At 56.4% G+C, this 25759-nt stretch carries 17 protein-coding genes; 3 read left to right on the top strand and 14 right to left on the bottom strand.

Translation table 11 applies throughout. The features are described 5' to 3' along the window. Positions 1-275: 275 nt before the first annotated feature. The 3 genes from yegS to A6U95_RS25810 form a co-directional block, all read right to left on the bottom strand. Positions 276-1175 (bottom strand): lipid kinase YegS, encoded by a 900-nt coding sequence (gene yegS, locus A6U95_RS25820; protein WP_065686569.1) that lies wholly within the window; start codon positions 1173-1175, stop codon positions 276-278. A 534-nt stretch (positions 1176-1709) separates the two neighbouring features. Then, positions 1710-3062 (bottom strand): tRNA 5-hydroxyuridine modification protein YegQ, encoded by a 1353-nt coding sequence (gene yegQ / locus A6U95_RS25815; protein ID WP_021178794.1) that lies wholly within the window; start codon positions 3060-3062, stop codon positions 1710-1712. A 180-nt stretch (positions 3063-3242) separates the two neighbouring features. Further along, on the bottom strand, positions 3243-3581 hold the full coding sequence (locus A6U95_RS25810; RefSeq protein WP_024527033.1) for a YegP family protein: 339 nt from the start codon (positions 3579-3581) through the stop codon (positions 3243-3245). Positions 3582-3854: 273 nt separating this feature from the next. On the opposite strand from A6U95_RS25810, the gene A6U95_RS25805 reads away from it, so the two are divergent. Beyond that, positions 3855-4238: a type II toxin-antitoxin system VapC family toxin gene (locus A6U95_RS25805; protein WP_065686568.1), complete on the top strand. Its 384-nt coding sequence runs from the start codon at positions 3855-3857 to the stop codon at positions 4236-4238. Positions 4239-4241: 3 nt separating this feature from the next. Here the strand turns inward: A6U95_RS25805 and baeR are convergent, their stop codons facing one another. Genes baeR through A6U95_RS25775 form a run of 6 tightly spaced genes read right to left on the bottom strand, consistent with a single transcriptional unit; the run spans position 4242 to position 15276 of the window. After that, a complete protein-coding gene (baeR, locus tag A6U95_RS25800; RefSeq protein WP_065686567.1) occupies positions 4242-4958 on the bottom strand; it encodes a two-component system response regulator BaeR in 717 nt (238 codons plus the stop codon). Positions 4959-4970: 12 nt separating this feature from the next. Beyond that, a complete protein-coding gene (gene baeS / locus A6U95_RS25795) occupies positions 4971-6341 on the bottom strand; it encodes a two-component system sensor histidine kinase BaeS (RefSeq protein ID WP_065686566.1) in 1371 nt (456 codons plus the stop codon). Then, the gene (locus tag A6U95_RS25790) at positions 6338-7783 is read right to left on the bottom strand and encodes an MFS transporter (RefSeq protein WP_065686565.1); all 1446 of its coding nucleotides are present in this window, start codon (positions 7781-7783) and stop codon (positions 6338-6340) included. Before A6U95_RS25790 ends, baeS begins: the two co-directional genes overlap by 4 nt. Positions 7784-7817: 34 nt before the next feature. Next, a complete protein-coding gene (gene mdtC, locus A6U95_RS25785) occupies positions 7818-10898 on the bottom strand; it encodes a multidrug efflux RND transporter permease subunit MdtC (RefSeq protein ID WP_065686564.1) in 3081 nt (1026 codons plus the stop codon). Beyond that, entirely contained in the window at positions 10895-14014 is a 3120-nt protein-coding gene (locus tag A6U95_RS25780) for an MdtB/MuxB family multidrug efflux RND transporter permease subunit (RefSeq protein ID WP_065686563.1), read from the bottom strand. The genes mdtC and A6U95_RS25780 overlap by 4 nt, the downstream gene beginning before the upstream one ends. Continuing rightward, positions 14014-15276, bottom strand: coding sequence for an MdtA/MuxA family multidrug efflux RND transporter periplasmic adaptor subunit (locus tag A6U95_RS25775; RefSeq protein WP_065686697.1), 1263 nt, complete (start codon positions 15274-15276; stop codon positions 14014-14016). Before A6U95_RS25775 ends, A6U95_RS25780 begins: the two co-directional genes overlap by 1 nt. 272 nt (positions 15277-15548) lie before the next feature. Here A6U95_RS25775 and A6U95_RS25770 point away from each other — a divergent pair, with 272 nt between their 5' ends. Next, complete coding sequence (locus A6U95_RS25770) at positions 15549-16502, top strand: aldo/keto reductase (RefSeq protein ID WP_065686562.1); 954 nt, start codon at positions 15549-15551, stop codon at positions 16500-16502. A 42-nt stretch (positions 16503-16544) separates the two neighbouring features. Here A6U95_RS25770 and A6U95_RS25765 read toward each other — a convergent pair whose 3' ends face one another. Further along, positions 16545-17093, bottom strand: coding sequence for a GNAT family N-acetyltransferase (locus A6U95_RS25765; protein ID WP_139102465.1), 549 nt, complete (start codon positions 17091-17093; stop codon positions 16545-16547). A gap of 37 nt (positions 17094-17130) precedes the next feature. Continuing rightward, positions 17131-18483: a molecular chaperone gene (gene yegD / locus A6U95_RS25760; protein WP_065686560.1), complete on the bottom strand. Its 1353-nt coding sequence runs from the start codon at positions 18481-18483 to the stop codon at positions 17131-17133. A gap of 185 nt (positions 18484-18668) precedes the next feature. Here yegD and alkA point away from each other — a divergent pair, with 185 nt between their 5' ends. Then, positions 18669-20177 carry a DNA-3-methyladenine glycosylase 2 gene (alkA, locus tag A6U95_RS25755; RefSeq protein WP_065686559.1) on the top strand — a complete coding sequence of 503 codons (1509 nt, stop codon included), beginning with the start codon at positions 18669-18671 and terminating at the stop codon, positions 20175-20177. On the opposite strand, the gene A6U95_RS25750 is transcribed toward alkA, so the two are convergent. From A6U95_RS25750 to A6U95_RS25740, 3 genes are all read right to left on the bottom strand, one after another. Then, complete coding sequence (locus A6U95_RS25750) at positions 20145-23486, bottom strand: diguanylate cyclase (protein WP_065686558.1); 3342 nt, start codon at positions 23484-23486, stop codon at positions 20145-20147. The genes alkA and A6U95_RS25750 overlap by 33 nt on opposite strands. 168 nt (positions 23487-23654) lie before the next feature. Continuing rightward, positions 23655-25088 carry a magnesium transporter gene (mgtE, locus tag A6U95_RS25745; protein WP_021178779.1) on the bottom strand — a complete coding sequence of 478 codons (1434 nt, stop codon included), beginning with the start codon at positions 25086-25088 and terminating at the stop codon, positions 23655-23657. A gap of 165 nt (positions 25089-25253) precedes the next feature. Beyond that, entirely contained in the window at positions 25254-25421 is a 168-nt protein-coding gene (locus A6U95_RS25740; protein WP_065686557.1) for a YfgG family protein, read from the bottom strand. Positions 25422-25759: the final 338 nt, after the last annotated feature.

Here is a 25759-nt window from a genome sequence, read left to right as displayed (position 1 = left end):
TCACATTTATTGGTGGATCGCAGGCATGGGGAGGTGGTTTTATCTTGAGGTAAAAAGAGGGAAGTTGGTTCGCAGGTGTGTTCAGGAGCGGAAGTTAATTTGTCGCACCAGCCCCTCACCCCAATCCTCTCCAACAGGGAGAGGGAGCTGATTTGGTGATAAGGTCAGGTGTGGATGCTGATTTGTAGCACGTACCGTCCCCTCTCCTTGTGGAGAGGGTGAGGGGAGTTACGTCGGGCTAAAGCCTGCTCGATCTGAGCACGCGGCTTATTTGCTTATCCTAGCAGATCGCAATTTGGCGGTAAGCGGCACTCGATAGCATTAGGCAGCACCTCAATGCGGAAATCACGACCTTTCAGCGGTTCGCCATCAAGGTTAAAGGTTATTTCATGTGGCGCGGTGATTTCCAGCCATGGCAATGAGGCATCAACTACGTTGCTGTTTTCCTCACCGCTAAACAAGATATTGACCAGCGTAGGCAGCAACTCTTCGGCAGTGAGCAGGCGAACCTGCAATAAACCATCGTTGATCAGCGCGCCAGGACAAAGCTTCTGCCCACCCCCGGCCTGCCTGCCGTTGCCGATACCGATCACCAGCGCTTCTCCGGCCCAATGGAAGTCTGGCCCGCGGATCTCGCAGTTGTCGGCTTTCAGTGCATCCAGACGCAGCAGCCCATGGATGAAATAAGAAACGCCCCCCAGCGCAGCCTTCAGTTTTTCCGGGGTTTCGGTGGTGATGCGGGTGCCAAAGCCGCCGGTTGCCATATTGATGAAATAGCGCTCGTCATTGACTTTGGCCAGATCGATCGGCACCGCTCGGCCCTTGATGGCTAACTGCAAGGCAAAATCTGGCTGTAGGGGAATAGAGCAGGCGGTAGCAAAGTCGTTGGCGGTCCCCAGCGGTAGTATGCCGAGTATTGGGCGAGATTCTGCGGGGAGTTGTGCCAATGCGGCAGCGACCTCGTTGATGGTGCCGTCGCCACCACCGGCGATCACGGTTTCAACCCTCAGTTGGCTAGCCTCTTTGACGTAACGAGCGGCATCCCCCAGTTCCCAGGTGACGCGGACATGCAGGGTCTGGCCCTCATTACGCAACTGATTCACCGCTGCGCGAACTTCCTCGTTGCCGGAACTTTTACCATTGATGATAAGCAGTGCTGGTGCATATTGGTGCATTCCTGATCCTTGTGGCGAAAAACGAATCGGCTGTCAAAGGGTGGCCAGATGGGTTGCCATGTAGCTAACCCCCTAACCCAAGCCGTTAACGATAAACCACAAGCCAGCGGCGGGCCATAAGAATATTCAGGTAATGCCGAGTTTGGCTGCTACAGGGTATTTATATAGTCAATGCCCAATGGGGGTAATACTTTTCTCTCACGCGAGTTAAGCGTTGGTATTAACGACCTTATTAATCGCTATAGAATAATTTATATATTGCAGGGAAAATGATACACCGCTTGGCGTAATGCAAGAAATATCCTAAAAATACCAATGAAATTTGCAGCTGATTGAAATTAAAGGGGATAAAAAAGAAAAGGCCAACCCAAGGGAGATTGGGCTGGCTAAGGAGGTGGTTCCTAGTATTGCTATGCAAATATTTTCGTTATTAGTTTTAAGCAGCCTGATAATAACCAAGCTGCGCGCTAATTGATGTGATCTGATTCTAATATTTGCCAAAAATTGCCACCCAGGTGGGTGGCGATAAACATCTTAACCGTTCTGGCTATCGTCCTGCGGCAAATTGCGGATCAATAACGCATAATTGAGGTCGATATCCTCGGGGATCGGCAAATAAACGATATGGCCGTTGCCCGGCGCGACATCGATCGTCTCGCCCTTCTTGTTTTGCAGGCTTTCCAGAGTAAACAACACGTTACCCCCTGGCGTCATCATCTCTACGCTGTCGCCGACCAGGAATTTATTTTTTACATCCACTTCCGCCCAGCCGTTACGGCGCACCCCGGTAAATTCCCCGACAAACTGTTGCAGTTCGGAAATGGAGGAGCCGTAATCATAGTTCTGGTGGGCATCGTGCGTATGGCGGCGCAGGAAACCTTCGGTATAGCCACGATGAGCCAGGCCTTCCAGCGTGGTCAGCAGGCTAGGATCGAAGGGTTTACCGGCAACGGCGTCGTCAATGGCACGGCGATAAACCTGTGCGGTGCGGGCGCAGTAATAAAACGACTTGGTACGGCCTTCAATCTTCAGCGAATGTACGCCCAACTGGGTGAGCCGCTCTACGTGCTGGATGGCTCGCAGATCTTTTGAGTTCATGATGTAGGTACCGTGCTCGTCCTCAAACGCGCTCATGTACTCGCCGGGTTTTTGCGCTTCGGAAAGCATAAAGACTTTATCGGTTGGCGCGCCAATGCCCAGCGTCGGCTCAACGTTTTGCACCGCGATAGGCTCATGCAGATGCACGATGCTGCCGGTATCATCTTCCTTGCCTTCTTCTGCCTTGTACTGCCAGCGGCAGGCATTGGTGCAGGTGCCTTGATTGGGATCGCGTTTGTTGATGTAACCGGAAAGCAGGCAACGGCCGGAATAGGCCATGCACAGTGCGCCATGCACGAAGATCTCCAGCTCCATTTCTGGCACCTGGCTACGGATTTCCGCCACTTCATCCAGCGACAGCTCGCGGGAAAGGATCACTCGCGTCAAGCCCATCTGCTGCCAGAACTTCACCGTTGCCCAGTTCACCGCGTTAGCCTGCACCGAGAGGTGAATGTCCATCTGCGGGAAGGCTTCGCGCACCATCATGATCAAACCGGGGTCGGACATGATCAGCGCGTCCGGGCCCATGTCGATCACCGGTTTCAGGTCACGCAGGAAGGTTTTCAGTTTGGCGTTGTGTGGAGCGATGTTAACCACCACGTAGAACCTTTTGCCTAGCGCATGGGCTTCGTTAATCCCAAGCTGCAGGTTCTCGTGGTTAAATTCGTTATTACGTACCCGTAGGCTATAACGCGGCTGGCCAGCGTAAACCGCATCGGCCCCATAGGCAAAGGCGTAACGCATGTTTTTCAGCGTTCCCGCCGGGGAGAGGAGTTCTGGTGTAAACATAGTGATTCTCGGTCTGATTTCAGGTCAGCACCGCGCCACCCAATGGCGCAGTGAAAGCGGGGGATTGTAGCGGCAGCCCGCCAAGAAATCAGCAATTAACCGGAAATTTTAAAGGGAGATTGATCTTCATCATCAGAAAAACCGCGCGGTAGCGGATACCGCGCGCAGGCCTGATGAGATTTATACGCTTAAATCACGCACATCTGTTGTAGGGCCATTCTTGATCACCGACTGAATCCCGCTTTTCGCTGCGCTATCCGAGCTGTACATCTGGCTGGTGCCAATCACCTGATGGTTTTTGGCTTTCAGCACGAAATAGGGTTTGTTGTTGCTGCTGACTTTCACTTCAAACTGCGCCTCATTAGGCGAATTGGTTTGCACGGACGCAATCCCGTTTTCCGCCGAGGCTTTGCTGGCATACATCTCGCTGGAGAGAATGATCTCGCCATTGCTGGCCTTCAGGTTGAAGTGATACTGCCCGTTGCTCGATTTTGTCAGCTCATAATGTCCGCTTGCCATGGTCCTGCTCCTGATTAGTGCCAATAAGTGAGATAAGTGTAGCTAATGTCTCAGCAAGCGTTTTTTTAACGGTGAAGTAATGCGTACCAGTGCACAGAAATGGGGGGCTTTTTGTGCTCCTGGCCAGGTTGGCCTGGGGGCAGGTTGCCCTGGTTGCATTGGCGATTGCGTAACGGTTCGCATCGTTGGCACAAAACGTTCGACGGCAGATGATTTTGCTACGTTGAGAGGATAGGGTGGCTGATATCCGCATTCCTTATGCGAATAAAAAATATGTTCGACACTAACACGGTGAGCCTGCTTTTTCGTCAACATCCCCGGCTGCTTGCGGCGATGGAGCGGGTACCGCCATCGTCGGTGTGCATTTCCAGCATCACCCAGGCGGAACTGCTTTATGGCGTAGCCAAGCGGCAGAACAAGGCGCTAAAACAGACGGTGATGATGTTCCTGGACGCCGTCACCGTTTACTCCTGGGACTCTGCGGCGGCACATTGCTATGGAGTCATGCGCGCAAGCATGGAAAAACAAGGCAGACCGCTGGGGGCGCTGGATCAGCTGATTGCCGCACATGCGGTAAGCCGTGGTGCAACCATAGTGACTAGCGATCGGGCTTTCACTATGGTCGCGGAGCTTGAGGTGGAAGACTGGACGCAGTAAGCGTCACAACCCATTGACCAACCGGCACTGTTCGGCTTCCCAGCGGTAGCCCACCCCATAAACCGAACGGATAAACGCCTTGTCGCCGTCGATCAGCTCCAGCTTGCGGCGCAGATTCTTGATATGGCTATCGATGGTGCGATCGGTTACCACCCGGTAATCGTCGTACAGATTGTTCAGCAACTGTTCGCGTGAAAACACGTTGCCCGGCTGGCAGGCCAGGGTTTTCAGCAGGCGGAATTCCGCCGGTGTCAGATCCAGGATATGGCCCTGATAGCTGGCCTGAAAGCGTGGCTCATCAATATGCAACAGTGAATCATCATCGCTATGTTCCTGGGGCCGGTAGCAACGGCGCAAAATGGTTTTCACCCTGGCAACCACTTCGCGCGGGCTGTAAGGTTTGCAGATGTAGTCATCTGCCCCGATCTCCAACCCCAGCAGCCGGTCGATCTCCTCGATTTTGGCGGTCACCATGATGACGGGGATGTCGGTAAAGCGCCGTAGCTCACGGCAAATGGTTAAGCCATCGCAGCCTGGCAGCATCAAATCCAGCAAAATAAGCGCCGGTGGCTGCTCATGCACCGCCGGGATCACCTCGCTGCCGTTGCTCAGCCAGCGGGTGGCGTAGCCAGCCGCCTGCAGATAATCGACCAACAGCTGGCCCAGCTTGGGTTCATCTTCCACAATCATGATCTGTAGTGGCTGATTTTGGTTTTCCATCAAACAACCTTATTATTCACCAGAGATGGGGAAATCTACTGTAATGCGCACGCCGCCTAAAGGCGAGTGTTGTGCACGGATCTCGCCGCCGTGTGCCTCCACAATGTTCTGACAGATGGAGAGCCCTAGCCCCGAACCGCCGCTGGCACGGTTCCTCGAACCTTCAGTGCGATAAAAGCGTTCGAAGATGAGAGCCAGTTGCTCGTCGTTCACTCCAGGGGCGCTGTCCTGCCAGTAAATCCGCACCGTTCCCGGCAGGCGTTCGATACCAATCTCCAGCCGACCACCGGCATCGGTATAGCGTTGGCTGTTTTCCAACAGGTTGTTGAATAACTGGAGCAGTCGGTCAGGATCGCCAAACAATGGCATCTGCTCCGGCAGGTAGGTGACGATTTCCAACTGCTTGGCATGAAAACGTTCACGGAAGGCCGCCACTGCGATCTGCACCAGATGCACGCAATCCACCGGCAATTTACGGTAGGCGAGGGCACCGAGATCGGAGAGTGATAACTGGTGCAGATCGTCCACCAATTTGGTGAGGGTTGAGACTTCCGCCTGTAGCGAACTAAGCGAAGCCGGTGTGGGTTGGCGAACGCCGTCTTGCAGCGCTTCTAACTCGCCACGCAATACTGCCAGTGGGGTACGCAACTCGTGGGAAACATCCGCCATTAGCGCCCGCCGCATCTGTTCGTTCTTTTCCAGCGAGGTGGCAAGCTGGTTGAAATCCTGCGCCAACCGGCCCAGCTCATCTTGGCTGCTAACCGCCACCCGAGCGCTGAAATCACCCGCAGCCAGTCGATGGGTGCCGCCCACCAGGCGTTTAACCGGTGCCAGCAGGCCGCGCGACATCAGCCAGGTCACTGCCGCTGCCAACAAGGTGGATAGCCCAACGATCATCCAACTGGTGCGCCGCTGTTGGCGATCGAAGTTGATGTCGGCATTGCGCGTCAGTTTTTCCGGCGGGGTAGCTACCACCCAACCGACGATCTGATTGTTGTAGTGGATCGGGTGGCGGGTGCTCTCTTTAGGGATCGGGCCGGAATGACCCACCAGCCGGTTATACTGGCTGTCCACCACCCAGAATTGGGTGCGCCAGCCCTTGGGGGGCAGATTGTGGCTGCTGTCGCTGTTCTGCTCAAACGAACGCATGATCTGATACACCACCTGATCGTTGTTACGCAGAAATTCCCAGTTGCCGTGGCGGCGATACTGATCTTCCAACGCGTCGCCGAGCATGCTGATGCGTTGCTCATTGCTGTGCTTGATGTAATCGATAAAACCCCGTTCAAAGCTGACGCGTACGCCCCAGTGCATGGTGATCAACACCAACATGCAGGTGGCGAAGATCGCCATAAACAGCTTGCCGGTTATGCCAATTCTCATTGTGTCCTCGTGGAGCCGGTGCCCGGCTCTTTGGTCAACGTGCGGTTGGGGGCGATGTCGGTCGGTACGCGAGCGAAAGCCAGCGCCGGCAGGGCAATAATCAGCGCCATGCAGCCATAGCTGTAGATAAAGGCGTTGTGGATAGCCGGGCTATCGGCCACCACCTGATGATGCGCGAAGCTGCCAATCAGGATCCCGGCAATGCTGACGCCCAGGCTCATGGATAGCTGCATCACCATCGACAGCAGGCTGTTGCCGCTGCTGGCCAGCCGATCGGGCAGATCTTTCAGCGTCAGGGTATTCATGGCGGAAAAACGCAGGGCGTTAACCATGCCCTGAAAGAACAGTACCACTGGCAGCAGATAAACCCAGCCCAGCATCGCCACTAGCGGAAAACTCAGGGTGACCAGCGCCAGCATCAGCGTGGCGGCCACCAGCACATTACGATAACCGAAGCGGTTAACCACCTGCACCACGATGCGCTTCATGCCCATGCTGCCGATGATCATCGGGATCATCATCAACCCGGCGTGGAAAGGGGAAAAACCCATGCCCACCTGGAGAAATAACGGGGTCATAAAGGGCAACATACCGCTGCCAATCCGCCCCAACAGGCTGCCGGTCAGGCCGACGCGATAGGTTTGCGTCTTGAATAACCGCAGTGAGAACAGTGCCCGGCTGTTAGCACGGGCGTGCAACCAGTAGCCAGCCAGCGCAGCGCAACCCATTGCCACCAGCCCGGCGATGGTGGCAGAGGAAAGCCCCATGCCTTTATGCCCGTCAAGCGCCAGCGTCAGCGTAGCCATGCCGATCGCCAACATGATAAAGCCGCTGATATCGAAACGCCGGGTCTGCATGGTGTAATTGGGCATCAGCAGCGCGGTGGCAATCGCTCCGGCGATCCCCACGGGAATGTTGATCAGGAAGATCCAGTGCCAACTGGCATATTGCACCAGAAAGCCCCCTAATGCAGGCCCCATCAGTGGGCCGATCTGGCCGGGCAGGGTGACGAAGGTCATCGCCGCCATATACTGTTCACGCGGGACGATTTTCATCACCGTCAGCCTGCCGACCGGCACCATCATCGCGCCACCGATGCCCTGTATCACGCGGGAGGCCACCAGCTCATTCAGGGTTTCCGAACGGGCGCACAGGATCGACCCGAGCGTGAACAGCACGATGGCGCTGAAGAACACCCGTTTGACGCCAACCCGATCCGCCAGCCAGCCGCTGGCAGGTAGCATTACGGCAACCGTCAACACATAGGAAACAATCACCGATTGCATGCGCAGCGGGTTTTCCCCCAGGCTGGCCGCCATGGAGGGCAACGCGGTATTGACGATGGTGGTATCCAGCGTCTGCATAAAGAAGCCGAAAGCCACGATCCACAGCTGCCATCGCACCGAGGTGGATCCTGGCGGGGCGCTGGGTTTGATGTTCATCTTATAGGCCCTTTATCTCCCGCGTTGCTGCCGATCAGTGAGGCAGCGGCGTCAGTTTTTTACCGCGACGGAACTTCATCTGTAAGCGGTCAAAGTACAGATAGATCACCGGCGTGGTATACAGCGTCAACAATTGGCTCATCAGCAGCCCACCCGCGATGGTAATCCCCAGCGGCTGTCGCAGCTCTGCCCCGTCGCCGCTGGTCAGAACCAGCGGCAAGGCGCCAAACAGGGCCGCCAACGTCGTCATCATGATGGGGCGAAAACGCAGTAAGCAGGCCTGGAAGATCGCCTCACGGGCGCTGATCCCGCCGTTGCGTTGCGCATCCAGGGCAAAGTCGACCATCATGATGGCATTCTTTTTAACTATACCAATCAACAGCATAATACCGATTAGCGCAATCAGGCTAAACGGTGCGTCAAACAGCTCCAGTGCCAAGAGTGCCCCGACCCCGGCAGAAGGCAGAGTAGACAGGATGGTCAGCGGGTGGATATAGCTCTCATACAGTATACCCAGCACGATATACACCGTGGCGATGGCCGCAGCGATCAGGAACAGCTGTGATTTCAACGTTTCCTGGAACACCTGTGCGGTACCGGCAAACGAACCTCGCACGGTGGAGGGAACTCCCAATTGCGTCATGGTCCGTTCGATGGCTGCCGTCGCCTCGGACAGGCTGCCACCGTCCGGCAGGTTGAATGAGATGGTGGAGGCTGCCGACAGCCCCTGATGGTTCACCGCCAGCGGTGCGTTAGCTGGCCGCCATTGGGCAAAGTAAGACAGCGGGATCGGCTGGCCGCTGCTGTTGATCACAAACATTTTGTCCAGCGAGCTCACGTCCTGCGTATAGGGCGGAGCCACCTCCATCACCACTTTGTATTGGTTGAGCGGCTGATAGATGGTGGAAATCTGGCGCTGTCCGAAAGCGTTGTTGAGCAGGTTGTTGGCGTCGTTGACCGAAATGCCCAGTCGCGACATGGTCTCGCGATCGTAGGTCAGATCCATTTCAGAGCCTTTGTCTTGCTGATCGGAGTTGACGTCCGCCAGCTCCGGCAACGCTGCCAGCGCGGTGCGGATCTTCGGCTCCCATTCGCGCAGTGCGCCAAGATCGTCGGCCAACAGCGTGTATTGATAGCTGGCGTTGGCCTGCCGCCCACCGACGCGGATATCCTGTACCGCCATCAAGAACAGGCTAGCCCCCGGTTCTTTCGCCAGTTTGGCACGCAGGCGAGCGATCACCTTCTGGGCATCATCGGTACGTTCCGAGAGCGGTTTGAGGGAGATAAACATCGATCCGCTGTTGGTGCGCGAACCGCCGGTAAAACCGGTGACGTTATCCACGTCCTTGTCTTCCCGCACGATCTTCATAAAGTCTTGCAGTTTGCTGCGCATTGCCTGAAATGAAATGCTCTGGTCGGCCTGGATAAAGCCCATCAGGCGGCCGGTATCCTGCTCGGGGAAGAAGGTTTTTGGAATACTGATGTACAGCCAGACGTTGAGGGCAATAGTGGCCAGGAACACAGCCATTACCCAGCGGGAATGGCCCAATACCCAGTTGAGCGAGCGGCCATAGCCCTGCTGCAAACCCAGCAACATGCGGCCAAAACCCCGAATACGCCGCTGTTCGCGCGGTGGCTGGTAGCGCAGCAGATAGGCGCACATCATTGGCGTCAGCGTCAGTGAAATCAGCAATGAAAGCCCGATCGACACCGAAAGCGTCACGGCAAATTCACGGAACAGCCTGCCTGGCAAGCCGGCCATAAACAGCAAGGGGATAAACACCGCCACCAGCGATACGCTCATGGAAAGCACTGTGAAGCCGACCTCTCGCACCCCTTGCAGGGCGGCTTTGATCGGTTTCATCCCGGCCTCGACGTGGCGCGAAATGTTTTCCAGCACCACGATGGCGTCATCTACCACAAAGCCGGTGGCGATGGTCAGCGCCATCAGCGACAGGTTGTTCAGGCTGAAGCCGCACAGATACATGGCGGCGAAGGAACCGATCAGGGAAACCGGTACGGCCACTGCCGGGATCAGCGTTGCGCGGCCAGAGCGCAGGAAGATGAAGACCACCAGGATCACCAGCCCGATGGCTATTACCAAAGATTGCTCCACCTCGGCCAGCGAGGCACGGATCGTCGGCGAGCGATCCTGGGCAATACTCAGTTCGATCGAGGCGGGGATGTTCTCCCGCAACGCGGGCAACTCGGCGCGGATACGATCCACGGTTTGAATGATATTGGCACCGGGAGCACGGCTGATGGTCAGAATGATGGCTGGTTTGGCGTTGGTCATCCCGGCGTTGCGTACGTCCTGGACCGAATCGATGACGTTGGCCACGTCGCTCAGGCGTACCGCCGCGCCGTTGTTATAGTGAATAACCAACGGCTGGTAGGCCGCCGCGGTTTTCAATTCGTCGTTGGCCTGGATCTGCCAGCGCTGCTGTGGGTCATCCACCGCTCCTTGCGGGCGGCGCACGTTAGCGTTGGCGATGGTTTGCCTTACCGCATCCAGTGAAATCCCCTGGTTGAATAAGGCGCCGGGATTAAGCTCCACGCGTACCGCAGGTAGAGAACTGCCGCCGACCGAGACATCCCCTACGCCTTCCGTCTGGGCAATTTTTTGCGCCAGCTGCGTGGAAGCGAAGTCATACAGCTGCCCTTGGTTGTAGGTATCCGAAGTCAGCGTCAGGATCATGATTGGCGCGTCGGATGGGTTGATCTTGCGATAGGTGGGGCGGCTTGGCATCCCGGTAGGCAACAGACTTTGGGCGGCGTTAATCGCTGCCTGTACGTCACGCGCAGCCCCGTTGATATCGCGATCGAGATCGAACTGCAGGATCACCCTGGTGCTGCCAAGTGAACTTGTCGAGGTCATTTCATTCACCCCGGCGATCCGACCCAGGGCCCGTTCCAGCGGTGTAGCCACCGAGGAGGCCATGGTTTCCGGATCGGCGCCAGGCAACGAAGCGCTGACCAGAATGACGGGGAAATCCACCTGCGGCAGCGGCGAAACCGGCAGCAGCCGAAAGCCAATCACCCCGGCGATGGTGATCGCCAGCGTCAACAGCGTTGTGGCAACCGGCCGGTAGATAAACAGGGCAAAGAATTTCACGACAGCTCCTGCGGTTCTGGCTGGCGGTGGGTATTGCGCGCCAATTTATCAAACAGCAGGTAAATCACCGGCGTGGTGAACAGCGTCAGGATCTGGCTCATCACCAGGCCACCGACCATACAGACACCCAGCGGGCGGCGCAGTTCGGCTCCGACGCCGGTACTCAGCATCAGTGGTAATGCCCCCAGCAGCGCCGCCAGCGTGGTCATCAGGATCGGACGAAAACGCAGCAGACAGGCTTGATAGATGGCATCGTACGGCGTCATCCCTTGCTCACGCTCGGCGGCCAGCGCAAAGTCGATCATCATGATGGCGTTCTTTTTCACAATGCCGATCAGCAAGATGATGCCGATAATGGCGATCACATCCAGCTCATGGCCGGAGAGCATCAGCGCCAGCAGGGCCCCGACACCGGCGGTGGGCAGGGTCGAAAGAATGGTCACCGGGTGGATAAAGCTCTCATACAGCACGCCCAGCACGATATACATCGCGACCACCGCCGCCAGGATCAGCCACAGTGTGCTGCCAAGGGCAGCCTGGAATGCCAGCGTGGCCCCCTGGAACTGGGTGGTAATGTCTTTGGGCATATTGAGGTCTTTCTCAGCCTGAGTGATCGCCTCTACCGCTTCCCCGAGCGAGTAATTACCGGCCACGTTAAACGACACGGTGGCCGACGGGAACTGATCGAGATGGTTGATCGACAGCGGGCCAAAGCGTTCTTCTATTTTGGCGATGGTGCTTAATGGCACGATGGTGCCGTTGCTGCTGGTCAAACGGATATCGTTTAACGCGGAAAGCCCTGGCGTGGTGGAGACATCATGTTCCAGCACCACCCGATATTGGTTGGCCTGGGTGTAAATGGTGGAGATCAGGCGCTGACCGAAGGCGTTATACAGTGCGCTATCGACATCGCTCATGGTGATGCCAAGGCGCGAGGCCGAGTCTCGGTCGACATTCACATAGGCTACCAGCCCCTGATCCTGCCAGTTGCTGGTCACTTCGGCCAGTTGCGGCGCCTGCTGCAATTCGGCCATCAACTTCGGCACCCACAAACTGAGTTCATCCAGTGACATCGCCTGGAGGGTGAACTGGTACTGCGTGCGGCTCACCTGGGTGTCGATGGTCAGATCCTGCACCGGTTGCAGATACAGCTTCAAGCCGGGGAACTGCGCTGTTTTTTGCTGCAGGCGGGTAATGATCGCCGGAATGCGATCGCTACGTTCGCTCAGCGGTTTAAGGTTGATCTGCAAACGGCCGCTGTTGAGCGTGGCGTTGCTACCATCCACACCGACAAAGGACGTCAGGCTTTCTACCGCCGGATCCTTGAGGATTTCGGCTGCCACCTGCTGCTGGCGCTCGGCCATATTGCTGAATGAAACGCTCTGTGGGGCTTCCAGCGTACCCTGAATGATGCCGTTATCCTGCACTGGGAAGAAGCCTTTCGGCATCAGCAGATACAGCAACACGGTCAGCGCCATGGTGCCGAAGACGACGCCTAACGTCAGCCACTGATGGTTCAACACCACTTTCAGCCACACGCCGTATTGGGCGATCACCCGGTCAAAGAAACGCTCGGAGGCGCGGGAGAAACGGTTTTGCTTACGCAGCGATTCGTGGCTAAGCATCCTGGCGCACATCATCGGCGTCAGCGTCAGCGACACCAACGCGGAAATCAGGATCGCCACTGCCAGCGTCACCGCAAACTCACGGAACAGACGGCCAACGATATCGCCCATAAACAGCAGCGGGATCAGCACCGCCACCAGCGAGAAGGTCAGCGAGATAATGGTAAAGCCGATCTCTCCAGCCCCTTTCAGCGCCGCATCGAGCGGTTTTTCACCTTTTTCGATATAGCGCGAGATATTCTCGATCACCACGATGGCGTCATCCACCACAAAGCCGGTGGCGATGGTCAGCGCCATCAGCGTCAGGTTGTTGATGGAGAAGTCGAGGAAATACATGACGGCAAAGGTGCCCACCAGGGAAAGCGGCACCGCCACGCTCGGAATAATGGTGGCGGGTACGTTACGCAGGAAGACGTAGATCACCATGATGACCAGGGCGATCGCCAGCAGCAGCTCAAACTGTACGTCGCTGACCGAGGCCCGGATGGTGGTGGTGCGATCGGTCAGCACCTTCACATCTACCGACTTTGGCAGGCTCTTGATCAGCTCTGGCAGCATCTCGCGAATACTGTCGGCGGTGGTGATCACGTTGGCGCCTGGCTGGCGCTGAATATTCAGCACGATGGCCTGCTCTTTATTGGCCCATGCTGCCAGGCGGTTGTTCTCCGCGCCTTGCTCAATGGTGGCGATATCTTGCAGGCGAATGGCTGCGCCGTTCTGATAGGCGATAATCAGCTGACGGTAATCCTCAGCGGTTTTCATCTGATCGTTGGCAGAGAGCGTAACCGAACGCGTCGGGCCATCCAGGCTACCTTTGGCCGAATTGACGTTGGCGTTACTGATGGCGGTGCGAATGGTTTCGCTATCCAGCCCATAGGCGGCCACCGCCGTGGCATTGAGCTTCACCCGTACGGCCGGACGCTGGCCGCCGGAAATGGTGACCAGACCGACCCCGGTAACCTGCGAAATCTTTTGCGCCACCCGAGTTTCCACCATGTCTTCTACCTGGGTCATCGGCATGGCGGTTGAGGTCACGGCCAGCGTCAGGATCGGTGGGTCGGCCGGGTTAACCTTGCTGTAAATCGGCGGGTAGGGCAGATCGTTGGGCAGCAGGTTGGTGGCGGCATTGATGGCCGCCTGCACTTCCTGCTCGGCAACGTCCAGCGGCAGTTCAAGCTGGAATTGCAGGGTGATCACCGAGGCTCCACCGGAACTCTGCGAGGCCATCTGCTTAAGGCCGGACATCTGGCCGAACTGCCGCTCCAACGGCGCGGTGATTGCCGAGGTAACCACATCCGGGCTGGCGCCAGGGTAGAGCGTGACGATCTGGATGGTTGGGTAATCCACTTCTGGCAGGGCAGAAACTGGCAGTGAACGATAGCCAATGATCCCGGCCAGCATGATAGCCAGCATAAACAGCGTGGTGGCTACCGGGCGAAGAATAAACAGGCGGGAAGGCCCACCGCCGCTATGGGGGGACATCGACTGCATCAGGAATTCCCCTGAGGTTTAGCGCGGTGTTTCGGTTGCTCTGTAGTCGTGGTGGCCGCCGCTTGATGAGGCGCCACCACTTCAACCTGCATGCCTTCGGTCAGGCGGTCGATCCCGTCGGTGACGACGCGGTCGCCCGCATTGACACCGGCGCTAATGACCACCTGCTGGCTATCCTGAATACCGGCGGTAACCCGATGTTTGCTGACCTTATTGTCTGCGCTCAGCAGCCAGACGAAGTTGCCTTCGTTACCCATTTGCAGCGCGGCGGTAGGGATCACCACCGCATTTTGCAGGGTGGCAACCTTCAGCCGGGCGTTAACGAACTGATTCGGGAACAGCGCGTCGTCCTGATTGTCGAAGCGAGCCTTCAGTTTGATGGTGCCCGTCGCGGTATCGATCTGGTTATCCAGGCTCAATAACTCACCGGTGGTTAACAGTTGTTGGTTGGTGCGGTCCCAAGCCTCTACGCTCACGGGGCCAGCTTTCTGCGCTTTCACCAGATCGGCGATATTGCTCTCCGGCAGGGTGAAAACCACATCGATCGGATGTGTTTGGGTGATCACCACGATGCCGGTAGTGCTGCCGCTGGCGATGTAATTGCCCACGTCAACCAGCTTAAGGCCCACGCGGCCATCAATCGGTGCGGTGATCTTACTGTAGGTTATTTGCAGTTTGGCGCTGTCCACCGCCCCTTGATCGGCCTTGATAGCCCCTTCGGTCTGGCGAACTAATGACTCCTGAGTATCCAGCTCTTGGCGCGATACCAGATTGGTTTTTGCCAACTGTTGGTAACGGGCGAGGTCGCGTTTGGCATTGGCCAACGTCGCCTGATCTTTGGCTAACTGCCCCAGAGCCTGAGTTAATTGCACTTCGTAAGGGCGTGGGTCGATCTCAACCAGCAGGTCTCCCGCCTTGACCTGTTGGCCTTCGGTAAAGTGGATCGCCATCAGTTGGCCATCGACGCGGCTGGTGACGGTCACGGTGTTGGCCGCGGTAGCGGTGCCCAATCCCGAAAGGAAACGTGGCACGCTCTGCACTGTGGCGGTGGCGGCCTGTACTGGAGACATAGGAACCCCTCGTCTACCACCGGCTCTGCCTGCGGCTCCTGCTTGGCCTGAACCTGCCTGCTGCGCACCCGGCGCTGCATCGGTAACCTGTGGCGCGCTAAAGTGACGCCAGATCAGAATGGCGGCAAGCACCACGATAACTATGGCTAGCAGGCGCAGGAGCAATGAGCGGCGTTTGGGTTTTGTATTCATGGCGTTGGGCATTCTCTCCAGAGACAGTCGTGCGGGCAATCAGTTGCCAAAAGTGATACTCCTTACAGGATACTAGTTTAGCGAGCCGCCACGGTGTAAAAATGAAGGAAATATGGAGGAAGCGTCAGGTTTATCGGCGGAGAATGTATATTTAACCCAAACAACGCTTAGCTAGACATTTTCTGACATATAACCGATTCGTTTTAGCGTTCCAGCCGTTTTCGCGCTAATAATTTAGGGCGAATTTTTTCTTTTCCCTCAGGAGCCACATCATGAGCAAGAAACCGTTGGGCCGTTCAGGCATTCAGGTCCCGCAACTGACCTTTGGCGGCAACGTCTTTGGCTGGACGGCAGACGAAGCCACGTCTTTCAGCCTGCTGGATGCTCTGGTAGCCAATCAGCTGAATTTTATCGATACCGCCGACGTCTATTCGAGCTGGGCGCCGGGCAATCAAGGCGGTGAATCAGAAACGGTGATTGGTAACTGGCTGAAGAAAAGCGGCAAACGCGACCAGGTGATCATCGCTACCAAGGTGGGAAAACCGATGGGTGAGGGCAAGCAAGGCTTGTCACCACGCTATATTCGTCAGGCCGTAGAGGATTCGTTGCGCCGCCTGCAAACCGATTATATCGATCTTTATCAGTCCCATGATGACGATCAGGACACCCCGCTGGCGGAAACGCTGGCGGCGTTTGATGAACTGATCAAGGCCGGGAAGGTGCGAGCCATTGGCGCTTCCAACTATCAGGCAGACCGGCTGGTGGAAGCGCTGAAAGTCAGCAAGGAAAACGGACTGGCGCGCTATGAAACCCTGCAACCGGAATACAATCTGTATGCCCGTGAAGGTTATGAGCAGGCGCTGGAAGCGGTGGCGCAGCAACAGGGGTTGGGGGTGATCAACTTCTTCTCACTGGCCAGTGGTTTCCTCACTGGCAAATATCGTAGCGCACAGGATGTGGGTAAGAGTCAGCGTGGGGATACCATTGTGTCGCGTTATCTGAATCCGCGCGGTTTCCGCATTCTGGCGGCCCTCGATCTGCTGGCAGAGAAACACCAGACCACGCCCGCACAGATCTCGTTGGCCTGGTTGATTGCACGGCCAAGCATCACCGCACCAATCGTTAGCGCCACCTCGTTAACGCAGTTGGATGAGTTGGTGAGTGCCACACGGCTGCAATTGGCCGCCCAGGATATCAAGACGTTGGATGAGGCAAGTGCCTGGTAAGACACCTGACATCAAATATTATTCAATGCGTTATCATCACCATCACGTGTTTGGCGACAGCTTACGATACAACACATGCTTGCGTAGTGGATGGCCCAGAGGTAAACGGGGATGCTCGAAGGTTTCACCGCTGAAGGTCATCCCGATGCGCTCCATCACTCGGCGGGAAGGGAGATTAATTTCAGCAGTAAAGGATACGACTTCTGACAGTTGCAGCCTATTGAAAGCGATATCCAGCGCGCAACGAGCCGCTTCGCTGGCATAGCCTTGGCCCCAATGCTCCTTCGCCAGCCGCCAGCCAATTTCCACGCAGGGCGAGCAGGGCAAATCGTCGCCAGGAATGGCTAGCCCGACAAAGCCGATAAAGGCGGCTTGATGCTTCACCTCGACGGCCCACAATCCCCAGCCGTGCTGTTGCATAAATTGGCGGATGCGATTGGCCTGAGCGTCGCTTTCAGCGTGGCTTAGCGTTGTCGGGAAGTATTTCATCACCTCAGGGTCGCTGTTGAGCGCGGCAAAGGCGGGCAGATCGCTATCTTGCCAACCGCGCAGCAGCAATCTGGTTGTTTCACCAGCGATGATAGCCATAATGCTCCATTGGCAGGGGCGTTAGCCGCCCCTGCGTTAATCAACGAAACAGCGTCTGCGCCCAGCGTGCCAACCCGGCGGTGACCGAGCCAAAATCGTTGCCACCGACGATCGGGATCCCTGGCAACTGCTGTTGCAGTGCAGTTCTCAGCAGCGGTGAGCGTGCGCTACCACCGGTCAGGTAAATGACCTGCGGCTTACTTTGGCTGGTGGCCAAGGCTGCGCTAACCTGTTCCTGGATACGTAGCAGAGGTTGGGCAATGGCATCGGCCAACTGCTCCTGGCTGATCATCTCTGCCAGCTCCGGCTGCACAAAATCCAGTTGGGCGCTGATGCTTGCCTGACCAGATAGCGCAATTTTACTCTCTTCCGCCGCACGTACCAGCCGATAGCTCAGGCGCTGCTGATGTACTTTCAACAGACGTTTCACCTTCTCGGGTTCGGCAGCGTCGCGGATCAGATCGCGCAGCATACGGCCATTGGCCGTTCTGTAGAAATCGATTTGGGCCGGGACATCGTTGGTCGCTACCGCGTTCCAGTAAGGCAATGCAGGCATGGCGATCCCTTTCTCGGTTTCACCGCCCATACCGAACAGCGGCATCAACTGTTTGAACGCCAGCATGATATCCAGATCGTTACCGCCCACGCGGCAACCGCTGTGCCCCAACAGGCTCTGTTGGCGTTCGGCACGATCGCGCCATTGTGGCCCCATCAGCAGCACCGAGCAGTCGGTGGTTCCGCCGCCGATATCGACCACCAGCACGGTTTTCTCTTCGCTTAGCGTCGCTTCAAAGTCCAGCCCGGCGGCAACCGGTTCGAACTGGAACTCGATCTCTTTGAAACCGGCCCGTTGTGCGGCACGATGCAAAATCCCCTGCGCCTGCTGGTTAGCCTCTTCACCGCCGGTGCCCTGGAAGTTGATCGGGCGGCCAATGACGGCCTGATCGATGCTGGTTTGTAACACGCCTTCCGCCTGGCGCTTGATGTGGAACATCATGGCGCACACCAGATCTTCAAATAGCGCAATCTGCTGTGGCTTAAGGCCATTAGCCCCGAGGAAGGATTTCGGCGAGCGGACAAAATACACTTCTTCCGGATCTTCGATGTAGTGCGCCAGCGCCTGCAGGCCGAACAGCACGCTGTCGCCGTTGACCGGAATATCTTCTTCGCGGTTGAAGGTGATGGCGCGGCGCAGCAACTGCTGGTTTTCCTCGCTGCCGGTTGGCACCTGCCAGTGGCGATGCAGGCACTCACTCACCGCCTCACGCGTCGGTGCGCACAACATCGAAGGGAGATACGGTTCGTTGTTTTCCAACGTCAGTAATTCAGGGCCCTGATCGCGCATAACGGCGACAGAACAGTTGGCAGTGCCATAATCGAAGCCAATAAACATTTTTCGTTCCCCATGCCGATGAAGGGGGGCGACTTTACCCGAGACTGGTCTGCCGAGCAACGAGTGGGCGGCTAACTGGCGAAAAATTTAGCGGCAATCGCGGCGGCATGGTTAACTTGATGGCAGCGATATCAAACAGGTTAATGTCCGATTCCCGCACGTCAGCCACAGGTCCGAACGCCATAATGAACAAAAAACTGACTCCGAGCGATGCCATGAAGAATCAACAACAGGCGCTGTACAGCGCGCTGAGTGCGCGTGACCGTAAGTTTGACGGACGATTTTTTGTCGGTGTCTCCTCCACCGGTATCTATTGCAGGCCGGTATGTAGCGCCCGGACGCCGAAAATCGAAAATTGTACGTTTTACCCCAGCGCTGCCGCCGCCGAACTGGCCGGTTTTCGCCCCTGCCTGAAATGCCGCCCTGAATTGGCTCCAGGGCTGGCGCTGATCGATCTGGGCAATCGCTATGCTCAGGTTGCGGTTCAATTGATCGAGCAGGGCTATCTTTCAGAGCACAGCTGTGAACAACTGGCTACCCGACTGGGGATTTCCGATCGCCATCTGCGGCGCATTTTTGCCGAGCAGTTCGGCGCTTCCCCCATTGATTACGCCCAGTCGCACCGTCTGTTGCAGGCCAAACGGCTGCTGGCGGATACCGATTTACCCTTGAGCGAGGTGGCGTTTGCCGCAGGATTTGGCAGCCTGCGGCGTTTCAATGAGCTGTTTAAAGCCCGTTATCGCCTGATCCCTTCGGTATTGCGCAGCACTGCTGGCCGTAGTGAGCGTGCCGCCACCAGCGGGCTGGTGTTTCATCTGGGGTATCGGCCACCTTACGATTGGCCGCGTATGCTGGGGTTCTTACAGACGCGTGCGGTCAGCGGCGTGGAAAGCGTTATCGGTCAACAATACTGCCGTTCGATTGCGGTGGATCAGGGGGGCGTCGAATATTGCGGTTGGGTGAGCGTCCAGCCGGAAGAGGCGCGAAACCGGGTGCGGGTGGAAATTGCTCCGTCACTTAGCCGAGTGACGACCGAAGTCCTACGGCGCATTCGCCAACTGTTTGATCTGGATGCCGCGCCGGACCGCATTTGCGAGGCGTTAGGCGCGCTAGCGGCGGATGCGCCCGGTTTACGTTTGCCAGGCTGCGTCAGCAGCTTTGAGCAGGCTACGCGTGCAGTATTGGGTCAGTTGGTCAGCGTCAAGATGGCGGCTACCTTTGCCGGACGGATGGCCGAACGCTGGGGAACGGCGCTGGAGCAACCGTATGGCGATATCACTCATATTTTTCCGCAGGCGGCGCGGATTGCCCAACTGCAACCGGAAGAGCTGCGCCCATTGGGCGTACAACTGAAGCGTGCGGCGGCGCTGATTGAAATTGCGCGCAGGGTGACAGAAGGGCGTTTGCAACTGGATAACGTGCTGGATATCGAACAGGGTATCAAAGAGTTAACCGCACTGCCGGGGATAGGCAGTTGGACCGCCAGCTATATTGCTATGCGGGCCTGGTCATGGCCGGACGTTTTTCTGGCGGGGGACTATCTGATCAAACAGCGTTTCCCCGGCATGACGCCGCGCCAGATTGAGCGCTATGCCGAACGCTGGCGGCCTTGGCGGTCCTACGCCACCTTGCATCTGTGGCATAACGATCGTTGGACACCTTCAGTGAATACCGAAGTAGCCGCCGCTGAGTAAATCGCTCAGCGGTAGCTCCAGTGCAATGGTGTCACCGTCTACCAGATCGACCCCGATGGCAATCAGCGCACTTAGCGTAACCTGTTGATGTGCTGGTCCAGCCAGGGTTTGGGCATTTACACGATGTGCTGCACCATGGATCATTGAAACCATCAGCTCATCCATTTGATTGCAGTGGACGTCGGTGATAAAACGTTCGTCAATGCGGATGTAATCGATAGTCTGGCCGTTTAACTGATCGAAGGTGTTCAGGTTGCGGCCAAAACCATTGACGATCAGCTTGCAGCCCATCTGCTGCAAACGGCGCATAAAGGCACCGCCATCCTCTGGGTGATCGAGCACGATAGTCTCGTCCACCATGAGATACAGCGCGCTGGCCGGCAGCACGGAAGCCGCCAGTGATTCCAGCAAATAATTTTGAAAATCACTATCTAGTACGCTGTCGGTGGCCAATGGCAGCGCAATGGCCAGCCCCTTGCGGCGTAGAGCTTCGGCGTGTCTTTCCAGTACCTGGCTTACCAACCAGCGATCGACATCTGGCAGCAAACCGTAGAGCTGGGCAGCTGCCAAGAAGGACTCGGAGGCCAGCAGGCGGTCATCGGGGGGGCGAACGTGCAGCTTTAACTGATAGAAGCAGGCCGCCTGCGGCGTTTTAGGCGGCGAGGCTGCCCTGACGCGTAACAGCAATTGCTGATTATCGATAATATTCAGCACTTCCTGGCGCGTTAGCAGCTCATGCTGCCGCTCCATCTGCTGTTTTTGCCGGGCTTCATAGATATAAACCTGGCCGCGGCCTTGGTGCTTGGCGGTATAACAGGCGATATCGGCCTGTGCCAATAGCTCGCTGCTCTTACCGCTGCTGGCCCCGATTGGTGTAATACCCGCGCTGGCACCGACATGATAAATCTTTCCTGCCCAGCAGAATGGGTGTTCGCCGATCTGCTCGATCATCTGTTGCATCAGCAACTTGGCCTGTTCCAACGAACAGTCGAACAGGATCAGGCCAAATTCGTCGCCACCGAGCCGTGCCAGGCAGTCGCTGTTACGCAGTTGGCGTTGCATCAACTGGCCAATCTCCCTGAGCAAGGCATCGCCTGCCGCGTGTCCGGCGCTATCGTTAACCGCTTTGAACCTGTCGAGATCGAGGAACACCAGCGAGTGCTGTTGCTGGTTTTCGGCCGCGCTGGCAATCGCGCCCTTCAGCCGCTTTTCGAAGCTGGTACGGTTTTGCAGGTTGGTCAGCGCATCGTGTGAGGCGTTGTAGCTGAGCTTTTTCATCAGTTCCCGCGAGGCGCTGACATCCTGCAACACCATCACTGCCCCCATCACTCCGCCCTCGATGGTTTTCAGCGGAGATACCGATTCCTGTACATCGAAACGGCGGCCGTCGCGGCTGTGCAGTACCAGCGCGTATTCTGCTGGCAGAGGGGGCCCCTCTTGCAGACAGTTTTTCACCGGATTTTCTATCTCTGGGCCATCCTTGCCGTTGGTCATCCGCACCACGCCGTTGATCGGCATACCGAGCGCCATCTCCAGCGGCCAACCGCACATTTGTTCCGCTACCGGGTTCATAAAGGTGATGCGCATTTCGCGGTCGGTGGAGATCACCCCTTCGCCAATGGCGTCGAGCGTAATGTGCAAACGTTCCTTCTCTTCGTGCAGCGCTTCGGCCAGCGATTTGATTTCCGTCATGTCGATATTGGTACCGATCATCCGCTTTGGCTCACCATGCTCATCGAAAATGGTATTACCCTGGGCGCGAATATGGCGTATTCCCCCCAACCGGGTCTTGATGCGGAACTCCATCACAAACGGCCGGTGCTGGTCGGTAAGCGTTGCCATTTGCCGCCCGATGCGCTCACGCTCCTCCTCCAGCAGCAATGACTTCCACAGTGCCAGGGTGGGTGGTTGATCCGGCGTCAGTTCGTACAGCTCGAACATCCGTTTATCCCAGGTGAGTTTATCCCCAGCCAGCATCCATTCCCACACGCCGATCCCGCCAGCCTGATTGGCTAGCGTTATGCGCTCCACCAGGCTGCGGTTCTCCGCTTCGGTACGCTTTAGTTCGTTGATATCTTCAACTTGAGAAATAAAGTACAGCGGTTGGCCCTGCGGATCGCGCACCAGGGATACCGCCAGCAGTGTCCAGACGCTCTCACCGTCGCTACGGATATAGCGTTTTTCCATGGTGTAGCTGCTGATGTGCCCATCAAGCAGGTCTTGTAACTGTGTCAGATCGGCATTTAAATCATCGGGATGGGTGATTTCTTGAAACGTCAGGTGGCGCAGGGTTTCTGGGGGATAGCGCAGCAGCTTGCACAGCGCCTGATTAACCTGTAACCATTTACCTTCTGGTGATACCAGCGCCATGCCGATGGCCGAATACTCCAACGCATTACGGAAACGCGCTTCGCTTTCCACGATATGCTCTTTTTCCACCCGGAAAGCATGCATCACCATCGCCATGGAGTGTGCCGGGATCAGGATCAACATCAGTGGCAGGTAGATTGTCACATCGCTTAAAAACGTCCCCCTATCCTGAAAATGCAACAGCCCGAGCGAGATCATCACCGTAATCATCAGGGTCGTAGTAAAACAGATGATAAAGGCTTCGAACCGCGGCAGGCTGATCGCTGCCCACAGCAACGGCAGGATGATAAAGGTAAACGGGAAGGGAAGGTTGAGCAGTGCCAGATAGCTGAAGACCAGTGTCCCCAGCGATACCAGCAGCAGTTCAAACAGGTTTAGCGTTCTTAACATTGAGCGGCGATAAACCAGCCCGATCGGCGCCAGAGCCAGTACGCCAATCGCTTCGGAAATAAACCAGGTGCTGAAGGGCTGCCAAAAGGTTTCTCCTGGCTCCGGTGCTACTGTGGCCGCCAGTAGTGCGCTGAACATAGGCATGAAGATCACGGCGCAGAAAACAAATTTCAACCAGCTTGCCAAGTCGTTTAACGGATCGTTCGGCTGCAGTATTCGCCGTAACAGCAGGGTACAGACGGTGGCTTCCAGCAGGTTAATCAGCGTGAGTTTGACCGGGAACCAACTGAGGCCGAACAGCAGGAAACTGGCAATACACATGCCGATCCCGCTGAGGATCAAGTGCAATGGCCAATTGCGCGGTGGCTGGTGGAACATCAGCATAATAACGGCGGCAGTCGGGAACCACAGCGGGGTAAAGTGGCTGGATTCTGCTGACAGCGTCAGGCACAGATAGGCCAGCAGAAACACAATCAGTGCGCTCAGCAACGAGTGGGTGAACAAGGAACCTTTAGCTTTGAGTGGGTGCTGCGCTGCGCTGAGATCCATCGGTAACCTTCACTTTGTGCTATCGACCACTAAACCCTGCCGCCATAGGGAAGTACAGCGGACGAGGAAGACCTATCCAAGTATATACCCAACCTCTATCAAGACACACCGTTGCGATTCGGCACTTCCTCCGCAAGGGAAACCCGCGCTAGCTATCGGCGACACTGACTAAAGCAGGAACACGGTCGCCAGCCCCAGAAAGATAAAGAAGCCGCCGGTATCGGTCAGGGCGGTGATAAGTACGCTGGAGCCCACGGCAGGATCGCGGCCCAGTTTGAGCATGGTCATCGGTATGATCACCCCCATCAGCGCGGCGACCAGCAGGTTGAGCATCATGGCCAGCGTCATCACGCCCCCCATTGCCAGGTCGCCATACAGCAGATAGGTAACCAGCCCCATGATGCCACCCCAGACGATCCCGTTGATGATGGCTACGCCCAGCTCTCTGAACAACAGGCGCGAAATATTGCCCTCTTCGATCTGATGCAGCGCCAGCGCGCGCACGATCATGGTAATGGTCTGGTTGCCGGTATTGCCGCCGATACCGGCGACGATGGGCATCAAGGCGGCCAGCGCTACCAATTGTGAAATGGTGTGTTCAAACAGGCCAATAACCCTGGAGGCGATAAAGGCGGTACAGAGGTTGATTGCCAGCCAGGCCCAACGGGTTTTCACCGCCTTGCTGACTGGGGCAAACACGTCTTCTTCCGGGCTTAACCCCCCCATACGACGCAGAGTGGTGTCGCTTTCTTCGTTAACCACGTCAACGATTTCTTCGATGGTTAACCGCCCCATCAGTTTGCCTTTGGCATCGATCACCGGCGCGCTGATCAGGTCATAACGTTCGAACGCGCTGGCCGCAGCTTCGGCTTTATCTTCCGGCTGGAAGGTGGTGGGATCGCTGTCCATCACCTTAAACACCGGGGTTTGTGGATCGTTAAGCAGGATCGCGGTCAGCGGCAGTTCGCCTAACAGGGTGTTTTTGCGATCGGTGACGAACAGCTTATCGGTGGCGTCCGGGATGGTTTTGCGTTGACGCAGGAAGCGGTGTACGGCCCCCAAGGAGACATCCGGGCGTACCGAGACCAGCTCGAAATCCATCATCCAGCCGACGGTATCCTTGCCGTAATGCACCATCTCGCGCACCTGCTCACGCTGCTCTGGCTCCAGTGAGGTCAGCAGGCGGCCCATCAGGTTACGTGGCAGGTATTGCGCCAGATAGGCCTGTTCATCGACATCCAGGGTTTTGATCGCCTTGAGCAGGTCTTTATCGCTCATCTCTTCGATCAGGCTATCCCAGACGGGTTCGGCAACTTCTACCAGGGTTTGGCCGCGCTTGTTGTTATCTACCAGCCGCCACAGCGCCAGGCGTTCATCTTGTGGCAATGCTTCTAGCAGGTCCGCGAGGTCAGCGGCGTGCATATCTTGCAGCAAGTGGGTGATTTCGGCGGTATGATTAAGCAGTTCGCCTTCGCTGAGTTGTTTTTCATCCCCTGAGCGGCCAAGAATGCCGTCAACCAAAGGGGTATTATTTAACAGTAGGCTTAGAATGCGCTGACGATACTCAGCGACTTTTTTGACGTTATGTGTTGCGGCGGACATGGAATTCCTTAACGCTGACTTGGCACACCGGGTTCCTTTTAGACTATCTTTAAAAGATAGAGCATAGCGGCAGTTGGCGTGATTTTTATCACTCTGATGGTGCAGGGTCAGCAGCTTTGGCGTGCCAGTGACTCAGGGTGAGGGTCGCTTGGTAGGGCAAGATAATCACCGATTATCCACGCGGGCTTCCTGGGTCTGCGGTTCAGGCAGCGATCTTTTTTCCTGATGATGGGGAATAGCGGCAATGGCAGCATACAGCAGGCGACCGACTAGAATGATGAAACTGATCAGCAGCACGACTTTGGTCATGCGCCCGGTTGTGGTCTTTCTCATGGTTGATTGAGCCCGTCGGTTTTTCCCATTGGCATTGTTCAAGCACCGTTTTGGGGCTGCCCCTGGAAAATGATGGTAGCGATTACCGTTGTTTGACGCATGCCTGCCATAGCTAACATTGATTTAAATTGTAAATGGAATTCTAGGCTCTGATGACAAAAGATGTCCATTTATTTCCGTGCGTTTGACTGAGCAATTTAGCTGGGGTTTATGTCCACCACTTTTTAAGCGGTCACTCGAAATGGACGGGATATAGATTTTGTCTGATTTTTTGTTGTGTATTAATAGGTTATTATCGACCTATTGAGTGTTGTATGGATTTTTCTTAGCCTTTTCTC

Origin of the sequence: Serratia sp. 14-2641, assembly GCF_001692375.1 — a bacterium.
In the GTDB taxonomy this organism is placed as follows: domain Bacteria; phylum Pseudomonadota; class Gammaproteobacteria; order Enterobacterales; family Enterobacteriaceae; genus Chania; species Chania fonticola_C.
This window is presented reverse-complemented; position numbering and strand designations above follow the sequence as displayed.

Coding starts and splice junctions, on each gene's coding strand:
- yegS (WP_065686569.1), bottom strand. CDS start 1,175: ATGCACCAATATGCACCAGCACTGCTTATCATCAATGGTAAAAGTTCC.
- yegQ (WP_021178794.1), bottom strand. CDS start 3,062: ATGTTTACACCAGAACTCCTCTCCCCGGCGGGAACGCTGAAAAACATG.
- A6U95_RS25810 (WP_024527033.1), bottom strand. CDS start 3,581: ATGGCAAGCGGACATTATGAGCTGACAAAATCGAGCAACGGGCAGTAT.
- A6U95_RS25805 (WP_065686568.1), top strand. CDS start 3,855: ATGTTCGACACTAACACGGTGAGCCTGCTTTTTCGTCAACATCCCCGG.
- baeR (WP_065686567.1), bottom strand. CDS start 4,958: ATGGAAAACCAAAATCAGCCACTACAGATCATGATTGTGGAAGATGAA.
- baeS (WP_065686566.1), bottom strand. CDS start 6,341: ATGAGAATTGGCATAACCGGCAAGCTGTTTATGGCGATCTTCGCCACC.
- A6U95_RS25790 (WP_065686565.1), bottom strand. CDS start 7,783: ATGAACATCAAACCCAGCGCCCCGCCAGGATCCACCTCGGTGCGATGG.
- A6U95_RS25780 (WP_065686563.1), bottom strand. CDS start 14,014: ATGCAGTCGATGTCCCCCCATAGCGGCGGTGGGCCTTCCCGCCTGTTT.
- A6U95_RS25775 (WP_065686697.1), bottom strand. CDS start 15,276: ATGAATACAAAACCCAAACGCCGCTCATTGCTCCTGCGCCTGCTAGCC.
- A6U95_RS25770 (WP_065686562.1), top strand. CDS start 15,549: ATGAGCAAGAAACCGTTGGGCCGTTCAGGCATTCAGGTCCCGCAACTG.
- yegD (WP_065686560.1), bottom strand. CDS start 18,483: ATGTTTATTGGCTTCGATTATGGCACTGCCAACTGTTCTGTCGCCGTT.
- alkA (WP_065686559.1), top strand. CDS start 18,669: ATGAACAAAAAACTGACTCCGAGCGATGCCATGAAGAATCAACAACAG.
- A6U95_RS25750 (WP_065686558.1), bottom strand. CDS start 23,486: ATGGATCTCAGCGCAGCGCAGCACCCACTCAAAGCTAAAGGTTCCTTG.
- mgtE (WP_021178779.1), bottom strand. CDS start 25,088: ATGTCCGCCGCAACACATAACGTCAAAAAAGTCGCTGAGTATCGTCAG.
- A6U95_RS25740 (WP_065686557.1), bottom strand. CDS start 25,421: ATGAGAAAGACCACAACCGGGCGCATGACCAAAGTCGTGCTGCTGATC.